General features: G+C 71.8%; 18 protein-coding genes. 11 read left to right on the top strand and 7 right to left on the bottom strand.

Translation table 11 applies throughout. The features are described 5' to 3' along the window. Window positions 1-83: 83 nt before the first annotated feature. A complete protein-coding gene (locus LG388_RS05285; protein WP_225781764.1) occupies window positions 84-509 on the top strand; it encodes a hypothetical protein in 426 nt (141 codons plus the stop codon). Between the two features lie 151 nt (window positions 510-660). Continuing rightward, window positions 661-879, top strand: a complete 219-nt coding sequence (locus LG388_RS05280; RefSeq protein WP_225781763.1) for a hypothetical protein — start codon at window positions 661-663, stop codon at window positions 877-879. A gap of 29 nt (window positions 880-908) precedes the next feature. On the opposite strand, the gene LG388_RS05275 is transcribed toward LG388_RS05280, so the two are convergent. Beyond that, window positions 909-1,712: an MBL fold metallo-hydrolase gene (locus LG388_RS05275; RefSeq protein WP_225781762.1), complete on the bottom strand. Its 804-nt coding sequence runs from the start codon at window positions 1,710-1,712 to the stop codon at window positions 909-911. Window positions 1,713-2,002: 290 nt separating this feature from the next. Here LG388_RS05275 and LG388_RS05270 point away from each other — a divergent pair, with 290 nt between their 5' ends. The 3 genes from LG388_RS05270 to LG388_RS05260 are packed head-to-tail and all read left to right on the top strand — an operon-like array spanning window position 2,003 to window position 3,617. Next, window positions 2,003-2,677, top strand: a complete 675-nt coding sequence (locus LG388_RS05270) for a hypothetical protein (protein ID WP_225781761.1) — start codon at window positions 2,003-2,005, stop codon at window positions 2,675-2,677. Continuing rightward, a complete protein-coding gene (locus LG388_RS05265) occupies window positions 2,674-3,195 on the top strand; it encodes an ATP/GTP-binding protein (RefSeq protein WP_225781760.1) in 522 nt (173 codons plus the stop codon). The genes LG388_RS05270 and LG388_RS05265 overlap by 4 nt, the downstream gene beginning before the upstream one ends. Before the next feature lie 8 nt (window positions 3,196-3,203). Continuing rightward, window positions 3,204-3,617, top strand: coding sequence for a roadblock/LC7 domain-containing protein (locus tag LG388_RS05260; protein ID WP_225781759.1), 414 nt, complete (start codon window positions 3,204-3,206; stop codon window positions 3,615-3,617). Between the two features lie 94 nt (window positions 3,618-3,711). Here LG388_RS05260 and LG388_RS05255 read toward each other — a convergent pair whose 3' ends face one another. Beyond that, window positions 3,712-4,596, bottom strand: a complete 885-nt coding sequence (locus LG388_RS05255) for a LysR family transcriptional regulator (protein ID WP_225781833.1) — start codon at window positions 4,594-4,596, stop codon at window positions 3,712-3,714. A gap of 169 nt (window positions 4,597-4,765) precedes the next feature. On the opposite strand from LG388_RS05255, the gene LG388_RS05250 reads away from it, so the two are divergent. Continuing rightward, window positions 4,766-6,124, top strand: coding sequence for an aspartate aminotransferase family protein (locus tag LG388_RS05250; protein WP_225781758.1), 1,359 nt, complete (start codon window positions 4,766-4,768; stop codon window positions 6,122-6,124). 521 nt (window positions 6,125-6,645) lie between these two features. Here the strand turns inward: LG388_RS05250 and LG388_RS05245 are convergent. Both LG388_RS05245 and LG388_RS05240 read right to left on the bottom strand, forming a co-directional pair. Then, complete coding sequence (locus LG388_RS05245) at window positions 6,646-7,593, bottom strand: succinylglutamate desuccinylase/aspartoacylase family protein (RefSeq protein WP_225781757.1); 948 nt, start codon at window positions 7,591-7,593, stop codon at window positions 6,646-6,648. Between the two features lie 177 nt (window positions 7,594-7,770). Next, window positions 7,771-8,193 (bottom strand): FKBP-type peptidyl-prolyl cis-trans isomerase, encoded by a 423-nt coding sequence (locus tag LG388_RS05240; RefSeq protein ID WP_225781756.1) that lies wholly within the window; start codon window positions 8,191-8,193, stop codon window positions 7,771-7,773. Between the two features lie 160 nt (window positions 8,194-8,353). Between LG388_RS05240 and LG388_RS05235 the strand changes: the two genes are divergently transcribed. Next, window positions 8,354-9,754 (top strand): ethanolamine ammonia-lyase subunit EutB, encoded by a 1,401-nt coding sequence (locus tag LG388_RS05235; protein WP_225781755.1) that lies wholly within the window; start codon window positions 8,354-8,356, stop codon window positions 9,752-9,754. Between the two features lie 73 nt (window positions 9,755-9,827). Beyond that, complete coding sequence (gene eutC / locus LG388_RS05230; protein ID WP_225781754.1) at window positions 9,828-10,640, top strand: ethanolamine ammonia-lyase subunit EutC; 813 nt, start codon at window positions 9,828-9,830, stop codon at window positions 10,638-10,640. 34 nt (window positions 10,641-10,674) lie between these two features. Here eutC and LG388_RS05225 read toward each other — a convergent pair whose 3' ends face one another. After that, a complete protein-coding gene (locus tag LG388_RS05225) occupies window positions 10,675-11,013 on the bottom strand; it encodes a hypothetical protein (RefSeq protein ID WP_225781753.1) in 339 nt (112 codons plus the stop codon). A 153-nt stretch (window positions 11,014-11,166) separates the two neighbouring features. Between LG388_RS05225 and LG388_RS05220 the strand changes: the two genes are divergently transcribed. Beyond that, window positions 11,167-11,757, top strand: coding sequence for a peroxidase-related enzyme (locus LG388_RS05220; protein WP_225781752.1), 591 nt, complete (start codon window positions 11,167-11,169; stop codon window positions 11,755-11,757). A 25-nt stretch (window positions 11,758-11,782) separates the two neighbouring features. On the opposite strand, the gene LG388_RS05215 is transcribed toward LG388_RS05220, so the two are convergent. Both LG388_RS05215 and LG388_RS05210 read right to left on the bottom strand, forming a co-directional pair. Then, the gene (locus LG388_RS05215) at window positions 11,783-13,537 is read right to left on the bottom strand and encodes a phosphoethanolamine transferase (RefSeq protein WP_225781751.1); all 1,755 of its coding nucleotides are present in this window, start codon (window positions 13,535-13,537) and stop codon (window positions 11,783-11,785) included. Window positions 13,538-13,594: 57 nt separating this feature from the next. After that, complete coding sequence (locus tag LG388_RS05210; protein ID WP_225781750.1) at window positions 13,595-14,305, bottom strand: phosphatase PAP2 family protein; 711 nt, start codon at window positions 14,303-14,305, stop codon at window positions 13,595-13,597. Window positions 14,306-14,430: 125 nt separating this feature from the next. Here LG388_RS05210 and LG388_RS05205 point away from each other — a divergent pair, with 125 nt between their 5' ends. Both LG388_RS05205 and LG388_RS05200 read left to right on the top strand, forming a co-directional pair. Then, window positions 14,431-15,108 carry a response regulator transcription factor gene (locus LG388_RS05205; RefSeq protein ID WP_225781749.1) on the top strand — a complete coding sequence of 226 codons (678 nt, stop codon included), beginning with the start codon at window positions 14,431-14,433 and terminating at the stop codon, window positions 15,106-15,108. A gap of 22 nt (window positions 15,109-15,130) precedes the next feature. Beyond that, entirely contained in the window at window positions 15,131-16,510 is a 1,380-nt protein-coding gene (locus LG388_RS05200) for a HAMP domain-containing sensor histidine kinase (protein ID WP_225781748.1), read from the top strand. Window positions 16,511-16,512: the final 2 nt, after the last annotated feature.

Raw genomic sequence — 16,512 nt, 5'->3', positions numbered from 1 at the left:
GCTGCGGCCGATGCCGCACAGGCGGGTCGCGGCGCCGCACCCAGGATGCGGGCGTGGGGCCGAAGCCCCTTCGGGGAACACCGATGACTCCTTCCCTATGCGCCAGCACCCGGGGTGCGCGCCAGCGTGAGCGTCCTTCTGCGGCGCGGCGCAGGGGCTGGGCCGTGCCCGGCACCGGCGCGGCCCTGCTGCTCTGGGCCGCGGCGGCCGGCGCCCAGCCCAGCCTGGCGCAGCAGCGCTTCGACGAGCAGGTGAGTCTGTGCAACCGCGCCGGACTGCCGGCGCCGCAACGCCAGGCCTGCATCCGCGACGCGGGCCGGCAGCTGGACCGCGCAAGCGGCGGCTCCCCGCCGCCCCTGGTGCCCCGGACGTCCGCCGACGGCCGTGCCGAAGTGATGGCGCCGCCCGGCGCGCCCCCCCCGCCCAGCGGCCCGCAGTTCGTGCCCTCGCCCGACGGCCGCGCCCTGCTCGGCGTGCCGCCGGCGGGCGACCGGCTGGAACGGCCCTGAGCGCGCCGCCGCAGGGCCGGCAAAAAAGCGACATGCGCAGCGCCGCCGTCCGACAGGCGCCGGGGCGGGCCTGGGCTGCAATGGCGCTGCGGCGGCGGCATTCACCGGATGGCCCGGCCGGCCGCACTTCAATCCCTGCGGGAGGACCCCGATGACCGTACGCAAAGCCACCATCCACGGCCACGTCACTTTCACGCCCGGCGACGGCGTGCCCATCACCATCCCCGAGGGGCCGGTCGAGCTGGACGAAGCCGAGGACAGCGTCACGCTGGGCTGGGAAGCCGAGGAAGGCGTGGTCGGCTCCGCCGCCCTGCCGCGCCTGCAGTACGAGCAGTACCTCCAGGCCGGCAAGATCCGCCTGAGCGACTGAGCCTGTCGCCTCCCTGCAGCAGGCGCGCCCTAGCGCCGCGCGGGTCTCAGCGCGCCGATGGCGGCCGTCGGCAGCTGGTAGTTCGACTGGTCGAACAGGTCGATGCCGCATTGCAGCGACTCAACCCAGTCGAAGAAGTCCGCAATGGCCTGCGCGCCGGTGATGGGCGCGCCGTGCTGCGGCACGAGCATCGAGATCTCGAGCTGGCGCGCCATCTTCGCCCACAGCCGCAGCACCTTGTTGGACACCATGTAGCGGCGGTGAAAGCCCTCCATCAGCGGCAGGTGCGGTTGGAGTTCGCGCACCGGCCGCAGCGCCTGCGCGCCGGTGGTCATGGACACGCCGAGGTCGCCCGTGAACAGGATGCGGCTGACCGGGTCGTAGAAGTGGAAGTTGCCCTCGGCATGCAGGAAGTGCGCGGGCAGGATCCACAGCTCGCTCTCGCCCAGCGGCAGGCGCCCGCCCGCGTCCGACACCGGGATCATGCGCTCCTGCGTCTTGCCGCTCTTGGCGAAATGCGGCACGAAGCGCTCCCACACGCGCGAGATCACCAGTTGCGCCGAGGTGGAGGTGAGCCAGCGGTCCAGCGAGGCAATGATGTCGGGGTCGGCATGCGAGGCCACCAGGTAGCTGAGCTTTTGCGGCGAGAAATGCCGCGTCATGCCCAGGAACAGTTCGTTGAAAGCGATGTTTCCACCTGGATCAATGATGGCGCCCCGGTCGTGGTCGATGATGAGGAACTGGTTGGCCTGCACCGCGTCCTCGCCCTCGTCGATGAGGTCGGAAAACATGTAGCAGGCATGGTGGTCGTCGCGGTACAGCTCGGCGGGCACGGAGGGTGGGCGCCCGTCAGGGGCGCAAGAGGTGGGGACGGCGCCCAATCTAGGGATTCCCGGGCGGGCGCGCGTTGACGCATGTCAAACAGCGCGGGCGCTGCCGTGCGCAACGCCCGCGCCGCGCGGCGGTGCGCCCGGATGTTGCATGCCCACGCCAGAAGATGAGTACTTTCTGGCGAATTTCTCGTGAAAGCAGGTGCGCCGCACGCGGGGCCGCTTCCCGCCGGCAACAATCCCGAACCATCGGCGCGCGATCGCGCGTTCGTCCCTTCTTCGCCGGGGATTCCATGAAGAAAACCGTTTTCATCAGCACGGCCCTGTTGCCCGCCACCCTTCGCGCCCGCTTCCTCAGCCTGCTGGAAGTGGCCGCGCGTCGCAGCATCGTGGCCTGGGAAGTGGTGGACGGCCCAGGCGCCGACGTGGTGCTGCGCGAGCGGCTGGGCGCCGACGACGACCGCAGCGTTCCGATCTACATCAGCGACACGCCGCTGCCGCATGCCGACGTGAACCTGCTGCGCCTGGAGCGCGACTTCCGGGTGACGGCGCTGATGGATGTGCTGGACCTGGCCGCCGTGCGCGTGATGAGCCGCCGCGAGCAGAGCGCCCGCGTGACCGTGGCCCTGCCCGCACAGAGCGACGTGCGCTACCGCCTCAAGCACTGGGTGTTCCTGGGTGGCAACCGCGGCGGCGCCAACTACGTGCGCGTGCTCGCCGCCATGACCCGCGAGCCCGTCAGCCGCCCCTGGATCATGAAGACCGGCGGCCTGAACGACCTGCAGGTCGACTCCCTGCTGTCGGAGCTGCAATTGCGCGGCGCACTGCTGAGCGAAGTGCCCTCGGCCGCCGCACCGACCCGCCCCCGCACCGCCACCACCGCCGCTTCGCGCGGATTCGTGTCGCGCCTCAAGCGCTGGATCGGCGGCAGCCGATCGGCCGCCCTCGCCGCCCCCGCCGCGCGATGAGCCCGCCGCGCATCGTCCTGTTCGGCCCCATGGGCATCGGCAAGACCACGGCCCTGCGTGCCCTGTGCGGCGCAGGCTCGGTGGACTGCGACGTGCCCAACCTCGACCGCCTCAGCCACGACAAGGCCACCACCACGGTGGGCGCCGACTTCGGCATCGTGCGCATGGAAGACGGCGAAGAGCTGCACATCTACGGCAGCCCGGGCCAGGACCGCTTCGGCTTCCTGCGCCAGTGGCTGCTGAGCTTCGCCGTCGGCGCGCTCATCCTGGTGGACGCCAACGACGCCGGCGCGCTGGACCTTGCGCAGCAGACGCTGAACGAAGTGCAGCGCCACGCGCCCGATGCCGCCAGCGTGGTGCTGGTGGCCCGCCCGGCCACCGCGCCGGTGCTGGACCGTTTCTCGCAGGCCCTGGCCGAGCGCGCCGGGCGCGCGGTGCCCGTGATGCCGGTGGACGTGCGCGAGCGCGAACAGCTGCTCGACGCCCTCGAACTGCTGGCCGCCCTGCTGCCGGAATGAACCCGACCATGGCTGCTCTCGCCCCTTCCGTGCGCACGCTCGTCGAACACCAGGCCCTCGCCGGCCGCTACCTCGCCGAACTGCGCCGCTGCACCGAAAGCCATTTCGAGCTCACGGCCGGCGTGATCGCCACCGTGGACGGCATCGAGCTGGCCTCCATCAGCCACCAGAGCCGCTACCGGCCGGCGCAACTGGCCGCCATGGCCAGTTCGCTGCTCGCCGTGGCGGCCGCAGCCAGCCGCGAAGTGGACCAGTCGGCCTGCGAGCGGCTGATCGTCGAAAGCGGCGCCAGCAAGCTGCTGATCAAGCCCGTCGGGGGCGGCTCGGCCCTGCTGCTGTGCCTGGCCCTGCCTTCGCAGGTGCTGCTGGGCAAGGCGCTGTGGGCCGCGGAAGAGATCACGCGCTCGCTGCGCAGCATCTGAACGGACCGCCGGGCGGCTCGCCTTCCGCGCCGCCCCCAGCCCTCTTCTGCCGCCCCCCGAGGCGGCTTTTTTCCCCTGCCCCGCCTCGAAGCCCTCAGCCGGCGTGCGCCTGGGCCAGGCATTCGCGGAACAGCGCCACCGCGCGCGCGGGCTCGGGCGAGGGCCGCCAGATCGCGGCGAAGCGGCAGTCGTAGCGCAATCGCGCCGGCGCCAGGGCCCGCATGCGGCCCGCCGCCACGAAGCTGGCCGCGTAATGGTCCGGCAGGAAGCCCAGGTAGCGCCCCGACAGGATCAGCAGCGCGATGGCCTCCTGGTCGAAGGCCGTGGCTGCGCGGGCCAGCTGCCGCGCATGCGCGAGCTGCATGTTCGGCGAGTGGTAGCCCAGCCCCGCGAAGGGGTGCGCGCGCAGCTGCGCCCAGCTCATGCCGCGCGGCTCGGCCTCGAACAGCGCATGGCCGGGGCCGGCATACAGCTGCATGGTCTCGCCGAACAGGTCGGCGTAGGCCAGGCTCTTCGAACTGCGGTGCGTGGGAATCACGCCCACATGGAAATGCCCGTCGATCACGCCGCGTTCGATGGCGTTGATCGACGCCACGTGCACGTTCAGGCGCACCTCGGGCGCCTGCTCGGCGAAGCGCGCGATCGCCTCGCCGATGCGCGCCTGCGGGTTGCTGGCCGTCTTGTCGAACAGCGCCAGTTCCAGCTCGCCGCCCAGCCGGCCGTGGATGGCCGCGATGCCGCTGCGGAAGGCGTCCACGGCGCTCAGCAGGCTCTGGGTCTGCTCGTACACGCGCTGGCCGTCCGGCGTGAGCGCAAAACCTGCGCGTCCGCGCCGGCACAGCGTGAGGCGCAGGCGCGTTTCCAGGTCCTTCACATGGCGGCTGATGGTGGAAATGCCGATGTTCAGTTCCAGCTCGGCGGCTGCCATGCCGCCGCAGTCGGCCACGGCCTTGAACACGCGCAGCAGGCGCAGGTCCATGTCGCTGAGCTGGCCCAGGAGGTGGCGCAGGGGTGGGGCGTCGGCCTTCGATACTTTCACGGATCGGCAAGTGAAATGTGATGGAACATCATTTTCGCGACTAAAGCGCCGCCGCAACAATGCGGCCTTCGCCGCCGGATCCGGCTTCGTCCTTTCCATTCCTTCGACCATGAGCACTCTCGCCCAGCCCGCCTCGTCCTCCTCCGCCGTGCGCACCGACGCCGCCTGGCTCGAAGCCCACTGGATGCCCTTCACGGGCAACCGCCAGTTCAAGGCCGATCCGCGCATCGTCGTCGAGGGCAAAGGCGCCTATTTCACCGACGCCGACGGCCGCAAGATCTTCGATGGGCTGTCGGGCCTGTGGTGCACGGGCCTGGGCCATGGCCGCCAGGAGATCAGCGAGGCCGTGGCGCGCCAGATCGGCAAGCTGGACTATTCGCCCGCCTTCCAGTTCGGCCACCCGCTCTCCTTCGAACTGGCCAACAAGGTCAAGGACCTGATGCCCCAGGGCCTGGACTACGTGTTCTTCACCGACTCGGGCTCCGAGTCGGCCGACACCTCTTTGAAGCTCGCGCGCGCCTACTGGCGCGCCAAGGGCCAGGCCAGCAAGACGCGCCTGATCGGCCGCGAGAAGGGCTACCACGGCGTCAACTTCGGCGGCATCTCGGTCGGCGGCATCGGCGGCAATCGCAAGACCTTCGGCCAGGGCATGGAGGCCGACCACCTGCCGCACACGCAACCGGCCATGGGCTCCTTCGTGCGTGGCATGCCCCAGGAGGGCGGCGAGGCACTGGCCAACCGCCTGCTGGACCTGATCGCGCTGCATGACGCGAGCAACATCGCGGCCGTGATCGTCGAGCCCTTCTCGGGTTCGGCCGGAGTCGTGATCCCGCCCGCCGGCTACCTCCAGCGCCTGCGCGAGATCTGCACGCAGAACAGCATCCTGCTGATCTTCGACGAGGTCATCACGGGCTTCGGCCGCTGCGGCGCCATGACCGGTGCCGAGGCCTTCGGCGTCGTGCCGGACATCCTGAACTTCGCCAAGCAGGTGACCAACGGCGCGCAGCCGCTGGGCGGCGTGGTGGCGACGAAGGAAATCTACGACACCTTCATGAAGGCGGGCGGCCCGGAGTACCTGGTCGAGTTCCCGCACGGCTACACCTACTCGGCCCACCCGGTGGCCTGCGCCGCCGGCGTGGCCGCGCTGGACCTGCTGATCGCCGAAGACGGCCCCGGCCGCGTGAAGGCGCTGGCCCCGCACTTCGAGACCGCCGTGCACAGCCTCAAGGGCAGCAAGCATGTGCTGGACATCCGCAACTACGGCCTGGCCGCCGGCCTCACCATCGACCCGGTGCCGGGCGAGCCCGCCAAGCGGCCTTTCGAGATCGCCATGGCCTGCTGGAAGAAGGGCTTCTACGTGCGCTACGGCGCCGACACCATCCAGCTCGCCCCGCCCTTCATCACCGAGAAGGCCGAGATCGACCGGCTGATCAACGCGCTGGGCGATGCGCTGAACGAGACGGCCTGAGCCTGAGCGAGTCAGCGCCAGGCGGCAGATGATCGCCAGAGGATCAAGCGCCCTCCGGGGCGCTTTTTCTTGCCTGCACGCCGGTGCAGGGCCGGGCGGGGCGCTTACGGTTTGCCGGGGTCCTTCTTTCTGGCCCGCTCCTTCTTTCCTTGGTCGTGGTGCCACTTGATGGCAAAGAACATGCACGTGCCGAACACGAGCACTTTGAACGTCATGAGGACGACAGGAACCCAATCCATCTTCTGAGAACTTTCCAGCGGTTGACGGGGCCGATCTTCAGGGCGGCCGGGCGGAACCTGCTGCTTCGGCAGCGACCGCCATGGCGGATTCGCAGCGAGGCGGCCCCATCTGCAGTGCCCGGGCCGATTGGACGCCGCCGGCGGTCCCAAGGAAATTGGACGGATTGCCCTGGGACCTTTTGTCCAGGCAGCCTCGGTTGCTGCCTCGCGCCGCGACCGGGCACGCAGCGGTACCGGCGCCGCCCGGGCCGGACCCCGCGCAGCCCGCCCGGCTTCACGCGCTCAAAGCGGCCGTGTGAGGTACACCGCCTCCCGCCCCACGATGGGTTCGCGCGTGGGCATGAAGATGGTGCAGTCGTCGCAGGGCGCAACGATGCGGCGCTCGCCGTCGGTGGCGATCAGTTCGTCCTTGGCGAAGGTCTCGAAGCCCACCAGCGGGCGCTCGAAACGGAACTCCTTCGTGTGGACCAGGTGCGTCTGCAGCAGTTCGAAGCGCCGCTGCGGCTGCACGGGGGCCCGGTCGGCACGCGGCGCGACGAGGCCGAAATGGGCCAGGAAGTCCAGCGTCACGGCAATGGCCAGGTCCGAGGCCGATCGGCGGAAATGCTGGCCGCATTCCACCACCAGCGCCACGCCGGGCCCCGGCCCGTCGCTGCCGTGGCGGCCGTACTGGATCAGCGGCGTGCCCGAGCCCAGGCCCTGCGGCATGACCAGGTGCACCGGCGGCAGGCCCAGGGCCTGCGCCACGGCGCCGTTGCGCGCATAGGCCGGATAGACCCAGAAGGGCACCACGTCCTGGCTGGTGGAATGGATGTCGAGGATGTGGTCGGCCGCGTCGACCACGGCGCGCATGGCCCGGGCACGCGCCAGCTCAGGACTCTGCTCGCTGCCGTCCAGCCATTCGGCGGACCAGATGCGGTTCATGTTGTGCACCAGCTGCCGGCTCTCGAAGGGCTTCTCGATGTCGAAGCTCTCGTAGGCCGCCACGTTGGCGAAGCTCACCGTGAGCGTGCCGATCTGCGGCCGCACGCCCGTGTCGAGCAGGTGCGTGGCCGCCGCCATGCCGCAGATCTCGTTGCCATGCGTGAGCGCGTTGATCAGCACGTGCGGGCCGGGCCGGCCCGATTCGAAGCGGTGCACATAGTCCACGCCCACATTGCCCTGCCGGTAGGCCGACAGGTCGCGGGGCAGGACTTCGAGGGCGGAGGTCGCGGGGGCGTTCGTGGTCATCGGGCCATTGTGGCGCGCACGGCCCGGGCGCGTCAGCGCTCAGGTTTCTGGACCCCGGCCCGGCGCCTGGACACGGCCGGGCGCCACGACGGACCGGCCCCATCCAGGAGCGCACCACGCGCACCGGCTTCACCGCAGCCACGCCGCACCTGCCAGGGCTGCGGGCAGGCCGCGCGATCAGCGGCCCTTGACGGCCAGCAGTTCGATCTCGAAGTTCAGCGTGGCGTTGGGCGGAATCACGCCGCCCGCGCCGCGCGCGCCGTAGGCGATGCCCGGCGGGCACACCAGCCTGGCCTTGCCGCCCACCTTCATCTTCTGCACGCCCTCGGTCCAGCAGGGGATCACACGGTTCAGCGGGAACTCGGTGGGCTCGTTGCGCGAATAGGAGCTGTCGAACTCCTTGCCACTGTCGGGGAAGGTGCCGCGGTAGTGCACGCGCACGGTGTCGGTGGCCGAGGGGCTGGCCCCCGTGCCCTCCTTGAGGCTCTGGTAGACCAGCCCGCTGGGCAGCGTGACGGGGGCGGCGCCCTGGGCATGGGCCAGGCCGGCGAACCACAGCGCGCCCGCCAGGGCCGCCGTGCAACGAGAGACGAAAGGCATGAGCTTGTTCCGTAACAGTGAAAGCTGCGCATTATGGGCACGGCCCATGGCCGCGGTGCGCAGGGCCGCCTACATGCGATGGCGCACGCGCGCCGACGCGCGCGCCGGGCCGCCACACGCTAAGCTGGGCCCCCGAACGGTCGCCGCCCTGCCCCTCACCATGCGCTACCGCACCACCCTCGCCCACGAGGTCTTCGCCTTCGACGACCTGCGCCAGCTCCTGGCCTGCGCCAGCCCGGCGCGCTCGGGCGACGAACTGGCCGGCATTGGCGCGGCCACGGCCCGGCAGCGCATGGCGGCGCGCCACGTGCTGGCCGACACGCCGCTCACGCAGTTCCTGAACGAGGCGCTGGTCCCATACGAAGCCGACAACATCACGCGCCTGATCATCGACACCCACGATGCTGCCGCCTTCGCGCCGGTCGCGGCGCTGACGGTGGGCGAATTCCGCAACTGGCTGCTGTCCGACGCCGCCGACGGCGACACCCTGTCCGCGCTGGCGCCCGGCCTCACGCCCGAGATGGTGGCGGCGGTCTCCAAACTCATGCGCAACCAGGACCTGATCGCCGTGGCGCGCAAGTGCCGCGTGGTCACGCGCTTTCGCAACACCCTCGGCCTGCCCGGGCGAATGGCCGTGCGGCTGCAGCCCAACCACCCGACGGACGACCCGCGCGGCGTCGCGGCCTCGACGCTCGACGGCCTGCTCTACGGCGCGGGCGACGCCGTGATCGGCCTGAACCCGGCCTCCGACAGCCTGCCTGTGCTGAGGCGGCTGCAGGAGCTGCTCGACGAGGTCATCACGCGCTTCCAGATCCCGACGCAAAGCTGCGTGCTCACGCACGTGACCCACACGCTGCGGCTCATGGAAGCCGGCGCGCCGGTGGACCTGGTGTTCCAGTCCATCGCCGGCACCGAAAAGGCCAACCTGTCCTTCGGTGTCACGCCCGAACTGCTGGATGAGGCCTGCGCCGCCGCGCGCGCGCTCGGGCGCGGCACGCTGGGCGACAACGTCATGTACTTCGAGACCGGCCAGGGCAGCGCACTGTCTGCCGGTGCCCACCACGGCGTGGACCAGCAGACCTGCGAGGCGCGCGCCTATGCGCTGGCGCGGCGCTACCGGCCGCTGCTGGTCAACACCGTGGTCGGCTTCATCGGCCCGGAGTACCTCTACGACGGCAAGCAGATCATCCGCGCCGGCCTGGAGGATCACTTCTGCGGCAAGCTGCTGGGCCTGCCGCTGGGCGTGGACGTCTGCTACACCAACCATGCCGAGGCCGACCAGGACGACATGGACACGCTGCTCGTGCTGCTGGCCGCCGCCGGCGTGAACTTCGTGATCGGCGTGCCGGGCGCGGACGACGTGATGCTGAACTACCAGAGCACCTCCTTCCACGACGCGCTGTTCGTGCGCGAGACCCTGGGCCTGAAGCGCGCGCCCGAGTTCGAGGCCTGGCTCGCGCGCATGCGCCTGGTCGATGGCGATGGCCGGCTGCTGCCGCAGTCCGCGCCCGGCTTGCTGCCGGGCCTGGACGGGCTCACTGCGCTGGAGGCGCAGGCATGAGCGCCGCCCGGCACGATGGCCAGCCGGAGCGCCGCGGCGGGGCGATGCGGACCGCAGGCCGGAGGGAAAGCCCGTGAGCACAGCATCGACCGGCGTGACCGAGGACTTCTGGCAGGACTGGCGCGCCGCCACGCCCGCGCGCCTGGCGCTGGGCCGCGCCGGCCAGGGCCTGCCGACGGACGAGACGCTGCGCTTCGGCTGGGCCCATGCGATGGCGCGCGATGCCATCCATGCCGCGCTCGACACCGAAGCGCTCGCCCAAGCGCTGCAGTCCGAGGGCTGGCAGAGCCGCACGGTGCGCAGCGGCGCCGGCGACCGCGCCACCTACCTGCGCCGGCCCGACCTGGGCCGCACGCTCGATGCCGGCGACGCGCAGCGCCTGCGCGCCGAAGCCGGCGCGGGCTGCGATCTGTGCCTGGTCATCGGCGACGGCCTGTCCTCGCTGGCCGTGGCCCGCCATGCCGTGCCGCTGCTCGCGGCCCTGCGCCCGCTGCTGCCGGCCGGGCTGCGGCTGGCGCCCGTGGTCATCGCCATGCAGGCGCGCGTGGCGCTGGCCGACGAGATCGGCGAAGCGCTCGGCGCACGCCTGGCCGCCATCCTGATCGGCGAACGCCCGGGCCTGTCTTCGCCCGACAGCCTGGGCATCTACCTCACGCATGGCCCGCGACGCGGCCGCCACGATGCCCAGCGCAACTGCATCTCCAACGTGCGGCCGCAAGGTCTGTCGTACGCGGCGGCGGCGTTCAAGCTGGCCTGGCTGGTGCGCGAGTCGCTGCGCCGGGGGCTGAGTGGCGTGGAACTCAAGGACGAGAGCGATCTGGCCGTGCTGCCGCACGAGCCGCCTGCAACCCTTGCGCCAGACCTGCCGCCATCGCCCGGATCGTGACGCGAAGGGGCTGCGAACGACCGGCGCGGCTGCCTCAGTAGCGGATCTTCACGCCGGCCTTCACGCCGTGGTTGTCCTTGCCGTCCGACTCGACGCCTGCGGAGAAGGAGAGGTCGCCCCCGCTTTCGCCGCCCACGGAGTACTTGGGCCGCTCGGTCGAGGTGTCGGTGCCGATGTAAGCGCCGCGCCCGTCCTTGTTCTGCACGCCGACGGTGGCGCCGTGGCTGTGCATCGAATCCTCGGTGGGCGACAGGCGCGGCTGGATGTAGATCGTGCGACCGGCGTCCTCGTCATGGGACAACGGCAGCTTCGGGTCTTCGGCGCGGGCCGCCGCGCCGCCCATCAGGGCCCACACGGCACACAGGGCGTACAAGCCTGACCGCCACCCAAGCCGGATCCTGTCCGGTATCGCAAACATGGGCGGCAGCTTGCCTGGGGCCGCGCGCGCCGCCTGTCAGCCAAGGGCGACACCGCTGTCAGCCGGCTCTGCCTATCATGGCTGCTCACACCTGGAGACACACCCGCCATGAGCCCTCGCTACCCTGCCCCCACGCTGGCCGACCTGCCCGACGACATCCGCGCCAAGGTGCTCGAAGTGCAGGAGAAAGCCGGTTTCGTGCCCAACGTCTTCCTGGCCTTCGCGCGCCGGCCGGCGGAATGGCGGGCCTTCTTCGCCTACCACGATGCGCTGATGGACCCGGAAAGCGTGGGCCGCAGCAGCTCGCTGACCAAGGGCGACCGCGAGATGATCGTCACCGCGACCAGCGCGGCCAACCAGTGCCTGTACTGCGTGGTGGCGCACGGCGCGCTGCTGCGCATCTACGAGAAAAAGCCGCTGGTGGCCGACCAGGTGGCCGTCAACTGGCGCAAGGCCGACATCCCGCCGCGCCAGCGCGCCATGCTCGAGTTCGCGATGAAGGTCTGCAACCAGTCGCACGAGCTCGGCGATGCCGACTTCGCGCCGCTGCATGCCCATGGCTTCGACGACGAGGACATCTGGGACATCGCCGCCATCACGGCCTTCTTCGGCCTGTCCAACCGCATGGCCAGCTTCGCGGGCATGCTGCCCAATCCCGAGTTCTACCTGATGGGCCGCGTGCCGCGCGAGAAGAAGTGAGCGCGCGGCGCGCGGTGGCGGCGCTTCAGGGCGCCGCCGCGGGCGCCTGCGCCACGGCCGTGCCGCTGCGCCGGCAAGGCGCGAACAGGTCCAGCGTGCGCTGGTAGGTGGACGAGCCCACGCCCATCAGGCCCAGCACCGTCGGATACAGGTTGTCGTGCGAGACGGCGGCCTGCGTGCCCGCGCGCGCGCAGCCCTCGTCGATGCCGGCATGGCGGCCCAGGCCGCCGCCGAGCCAGGCCACGAGCGGCACGTGCTTCTGCACCTCGGGCGCCAGCGCGTAGGGCATGCCATGCAGGTACAGGCCGTACTCGCCCAGCGATTCGCCATGGTCGCTCATGTAGAGCAGGCCGGTGTCGAAACGCGCGGCCTGCTGCTGCAGCCAGCCGATCGTGCGGCCTAGGAAATGGTCGGTGTAGGCGATGCTGTTGTCGTAGGCGTTGACCAGTTCGGCGTGGCTGCAGTCCGACAGCGTGGTGCGCGTGCATTCGGGGCCGAAGCGCTTGAGCGCGGCGCTCGATCGCCGGGCATAGGCCGGGCCGTGGCTGCCCATCTGGTGCATCACCAGCACCACGCCGCGCGCCCTGCGCTCCGGCGGCAGCGCGGCCACGCGCGCGTCCAGGCCTTCGAGCATCACCTCGTCCAGGCATTCGCCGTCCCGGCACAGCGCCGGGTAGCGCCCCTGCTGGGCGGCGTCGTTGGCGGCGGCCGTGGGCACGCGCGCGCACACGCCCTTGCAGCCGGCCTGGTTGTCGACCCACAGCACGGCCAGCCCGGCCGCCTGCAGCACGTCCAGCAGGTTCTCGTACTCGCTGCCGCGGGCCTCGAAGGCCGTGCGGCCCAGGTGCGAGAACATGCACGGCACCGAAGCGAGCGTGCTGGTGCCGCAGGAGGTGGCGTGCGGCCAGCTCATCACGCCCAGGCGGGCCAGCTCGGTCGTGGTGTCGCGCGCATAGCCGTTGAGCGCGAAATGGTCGGCGCGCGCCGTCTCGCCGACGACCAGCACCAGCAGCGGCGGCCGGCCGGCGCCGCCGGCCGGTGCCAGCAGGTGCGCGTCGCCGCTGATGGCCACGCGCTGCGTGCTGCGCTGCAGGTGCGGGCGCAGCGCGGCCATGCCGGTGGAATAGAGGCTGGCGAGCGGGTTCATCATGTAGCGCAGCTGCGGCTCGTTGCGCATCAGCGGCGCCAGCTGGCGCGCGAACAGCAGCGACCCCGCCACCGCCAATGCCAGCGCGCCGACCAGCAGCAGGGCGTTGCCGCCCAGGCGGCGCGCCGCCGACTGCGCGCGCACCGGCTGCCGCCACAGCCACAGCGCGGCCGGCAGCAGCAGCAGGCCCACGTCGCGCAGCAGGGTCCAGCCCAGCAGGTCGCGCGTCTCGTGCATGTCGGTCTGCAGCACGTTGGCGGCCATCGACGGGTCCATGACCATGTGATAGCCCAGCATGTAGTGCTGCACCCCGCCCGCCAGCAGCACCAGAACCAGGCCGGCCGGCTTGATGACGCGCGGCCAGGCGAAGAAGGACAGCAGCGCGATCAGGCCGAAGAACAGCCAGGCGCCCATGCCGAGCATGCGCGGCAGGTACACGCTGGGCGCGCGCCCGCCTTCGGCCAACGCCTGCCACAGCGCCACATTGGCGGCCAGCGTGAGGTACAGCGCCAGCCCGACGGCGATGGCGCCCGCCGAACGCGCGCGCAGCAGGGGCAGCCAGGGCCGGTGGGAGGCGCGCATGGCAGGCGCCGCTTCAGCGGCCGGGTGGAAGGCGGTGCGGGATGTGTGCATGCCGGCAGCATCGGCCGGGGCGGTGAAGCGAGCCTGAACCGCCCGCTCAGCTTGCGTTCAGCTTCGCGAGGGGACGGCTGCGCGGCACGCGCGCCGGCCCCGGGACGCGCGCGCCAGCCCCTCCAGCCCCAGCCCGACCATCCAGCAGATCCAGGCCGACCACAGGGTGTGGCTCATGAAATGCGCGCCGCGCCATTGCTGGCCCAGGCCCAGCACCAGCCCGGCAGCGGCCGCCGCGCCCAGCCAGGCCCAGGCGGCGCGCGGCGCCGCGTCGCGCAGCACGAACCAGCCGCCCAGGAAACAGAAGGCCGTCGAAGCATGCCCGGCGGGGAAGCAGTGGCCCGGTCCCCCGTCGCCCACGCCCCACTGCCAGTGCGACACCCAGGCGGCGCTGCCGCCGAAGGCCTGCAGATCCCAGGGGCAACTGGTCTGGCTGTGCTGCTTGAGCAGCGTGACGGCGGCGACCGCCAGCACCGGCCCGAGCGCCAGCTGCCAGCGCTGCGCGCGCGGCAGGCGGCGCAGCGCGCCCACGGGCCAGCGCACGGCCAGCAGCAGGGCCGCCACCAGCGCCCAGCCGAGGGCCTTGCCACCGTCGTGCATCCACACGGCCAGCACCGGCGCGCTGCGCCAGGGGAATCCCGCGGGCGTGCCGGCCAGGCGCGCCAGGGCCGCGTCGGCGCCGCTGGCGTCCCACAGCAGCAAGGCGGCCAGTGCCAGCAGGCTGATGGCCATGGCGGACTTGAGGGAGGAAGGTCGGGTGGCCTGCATGCGCGCGCGGATCGACAAAAAAGAGAGGAATAGAGCCCGGCGGCGCAGCCTGCCAGCCCGGCATGAATGCAGCCTGAACCCGGCCCGGCCTAGACTGCGGGCCTTTCCACCCGCCTTTGCCGAACGTGCGCATCCTCCTGGTCGAAGACGACACCGCCCTGTCGGCGGCCGTGTGCAGCTACCTGCGGGCCAAGAGCTTCGTGGTCGATGCCGCCGCCAGCCTGGCCGAGGCGCGCGCCGCGGTGGCGGCGGCGCAGTACGCGGCCGTGCTGCTGGACCTGCACCTGGGCGATGGCGACGGCCTGGCCCTGCTGCCCGCGCTGCGCCGCCTGCCCGAGCCGCCCATCGTCATCGTGCTCACGGCGCGCGACCAGGTCAGCGACCGCATCCGCGGGCTGGACGCGGGCGCCGACGATTACCTGGTCAAGCCTTATGACCCGGCCGAGCTGCTGGCCCGGCTGCGCGCCGTGGAGCGCCGGCGCAGCACCAGCCAGTCGGCCGTGCTGAAGCTGGGCGCGCTGGAGATCGACCTGGGCAGCGACAGCGTGCGCCTGCGCGGGCTGCCGGTGCTGCTCACGGCCAAGGAATGGGCGCTGCTGCGCGTGATGGCCAGCCGCCCGTCTCGCATCCACACGCGCGAGGCGCTGCAGGACGCGCTCTACGGCTTCGACGAAGAGACCGACAGCAACACGCTGGAGGTCTTCATCAGCCGCCTGCGCCGCAAGCTGGGGCGCGAGCGCATCCAGACCCTGCGCGGCCTGGGCTACCGGCTGGTGCCGGCCGACGACGGGGACGCCGCCTGATGGCACCGTTGCCCGCGCTCGCATGAACCCGCCGCGCACCCTGGCCGGCCGCCTCGCGCGCACGCTGATCCTGTGGGTGGGCGGGGTGTGGCTGCTCTGCGTGCTGGCGGTGGCCTGGTACGTGGACCGCGAGATCGACGTCAACTTCGACAACGAGCTGGTCGAGGTGGCGCACCGCATGTTCGACATCGCGTTGCGGGACTATGAGGGCCTGTCGCAGTCCGCGGGCGGCGCGGAGGCGACGGCCGGCACGCCGACGCCGCCGCTCATCGCCGCGGCGCCGCTCTTCGAGCAGGACGAGGTGCTCTATCAGCTGGTGGACGAAGGCGGGCGCGTGCTGCTGCGCACCGCGCATGCCGCGGGCGTGACCTTCGACGTGCCGCTGGCGCCGGGCTTCGCCGACAGCGGCGAATGGCGCATCTACACGGTGCGCCACCCCCGGCGCCCGCTGTACCTGCAGGTGGCCGATCCGCTGCAGGAGCGCCTTGACGCCGTGATGCGCACGCTCACCGTGCTGATCGCCGCGCTGGTGGCGGTGCTGCCGCTGCTGGCGCTGGGCCTGCGCCAGATCGCGCGGCGCGAGCTGCAGGCCCTGGGCGTGCTGGCCGCGCAGATCAACCGGCGCAGCGGCAGCGACCTGAGCGCGCTGGCGCTGGACGGCCTGCCCGAGGAGCTGCGCCACATGGGCGACGACGTGAACCGCCTGCTGGTGCGCCTGGCGCATGCGCTGCAGGTGGAACGCGCGCTGGCCGCCAATGCGGCGCACGAATTGCGCACGCCGCTGGCGGCGGTGCGCCTGCGGCTGCAGACGGCGCTGGAGCACGGCCTGGACCGCGCCGAGGTCGAGGCCGCGCGCGAGGCGCTGCAGACCCTGAGCCACCGCACCGAGAAGCTGCTGCAGCTGTCGCGCGCCGAATCGGGCGCGGCGCTGGCGCGCGGCCCGGTGGACCTGGCACGCCTGGCGGCGAGCGTGGCCGAGGACTTCTGGCTCGACGCGCGCGTCGCGGCCCGGCTCGACCTGCAACTGCCCGCGCAGGAACGGCCCTGGGCGCTGGGCGACCTGGACGCGCTGGCCATCGCGCTGCGCAACCTGATCGAGAACGCACTGCGCTATGCCGGCCCCTCGCGCATCGAGCTGGCGGTGCAGGCGCCGGCCACGCTGGTGGTGCGCGATTTCGGGCCCGGCGTGTCGGCGCAGGCCCTGGCCACGCTGCGCGAGCGCCACGTGCGCCACAGCGCCGACCAGGCCGGCTACGGGCTGGGCCTGTCCATCGTGGGCACCATCGTGCAGCAGCACGGCGGCCAACTGCGGCTGGCTTCGCCACCTGCGGGTGCGGCCACGGGCTTCGAGGCGCGCATCGCGCTGCAGCCCGCGGCCGCAGCGCCGGGCGACGGCGCCTGAAC

It is taken from the genome of Xenophilus sp. Marseille-Q4582 (assembly GCF_916700565.1).
GTDB lineage: Bacteria > Pseudomonadota > Gammaproteobacteria > Burkholderiales > Burkholderiaceae_C > Xenophilus.
This window is presented reverse-complemented; position numbering and strand designations above follow the sequence as displayed.

Coding starts and splice junctions, on each gene's coding strand:
- LG388_RS05285 (WP_225781764.1), top strand. CDS start 84: ATGACTCCTTCCCTATGCGCCAGCACCCGGGGTGCGCGCCAGCGTGAG.
- LG388_RS05255 (WP_225781833.1), bottom strand. CDS start 4,596: ATGGACCTGCGCCTGCTGCGCGTGTTCAAGGCCGTGGCCGACTGCGGC.
- LG388_RS05210 (WP_225781750.1), bottom strand. CDS start 14,305: ATGCAGGCCACCCGACCTTCCTCCCTCAAGTCCGCCATGGCCATCAGC.
- LG388_RS05240 (WP_225781756.1), bottom strand. CDS start 8,193: ATGCCTTTCGTCTCTCGTTGCACGGCGGCCCTGGCGGGCGCGCTGTGG.
- LG388_RS05265 (WP_225781760.1), top strand. CDS start 2,674: ATGAGCCCGCCGCGCATCGTCCTGTTCGGCCCCATGGGCATCGGCAAG.
- LG388_RS05250 (WP_225781758.1), top strand. CDS start 4,766: ATGAGCACTCTCGCCCAGCCCGCCTCGTCCTCCTCCGCCGTGCGCACC.
- LG388_RS05215 (WP_225781751.1), bottom strand. CDS start 13,537: ATGCACACATCCCGCACCGCCTTCCACCCGGCCGCTGAAGCGGCGCCT.
- LG388_RS05270 (WP_225781761.1), top strand. CDS start 2,003: ATGAAGAAAACCGTTTTCATCAGCACGGCCCTGTTGCCCGCCACCCTT.
- LG388_RS05260 (WP_225781759.1), top strand. CDS start 3,204: ATGGCTGCTCTCGCCCCTTCCGTGCGCACGCTCGTCGAACACCAGGCC.
- LG388_RS05220 (WP_225781752.1), top strand. CDS start 11,167: ATGAGCCCTCGCTACCCTGCCCCCACGCTGGCCGACCTGCCCGACGAC.
- LG388_RS05235 (WP_225781755.1), top strand. CDS start 8,354: ATGCGCTACCGCACCACCCTCGCCCACGAGGTCTTCGCCTTCGACGAC.
- LG388_RS05245 (WP_225781757.1), bottom strand. CDS start 7,593: ATGACCACGAACGCCCCCGCGACCTCCGCCCTCGAAGTCCTGCCCCGC.
- LG388_RS05280 (WP_225781763.1), top strand. CDS start 661: ATGACCGTACGCAAAGCCACCATCCACGGCCACGTCACTTTCACGCCC.
- LG388_RS05200 (WP_225781748.1), top strand. CDS start 15,131: ATGAACCCGCCGCGCACCCTGGCCGGCCGCCTCGCGCGCACGCTGATC.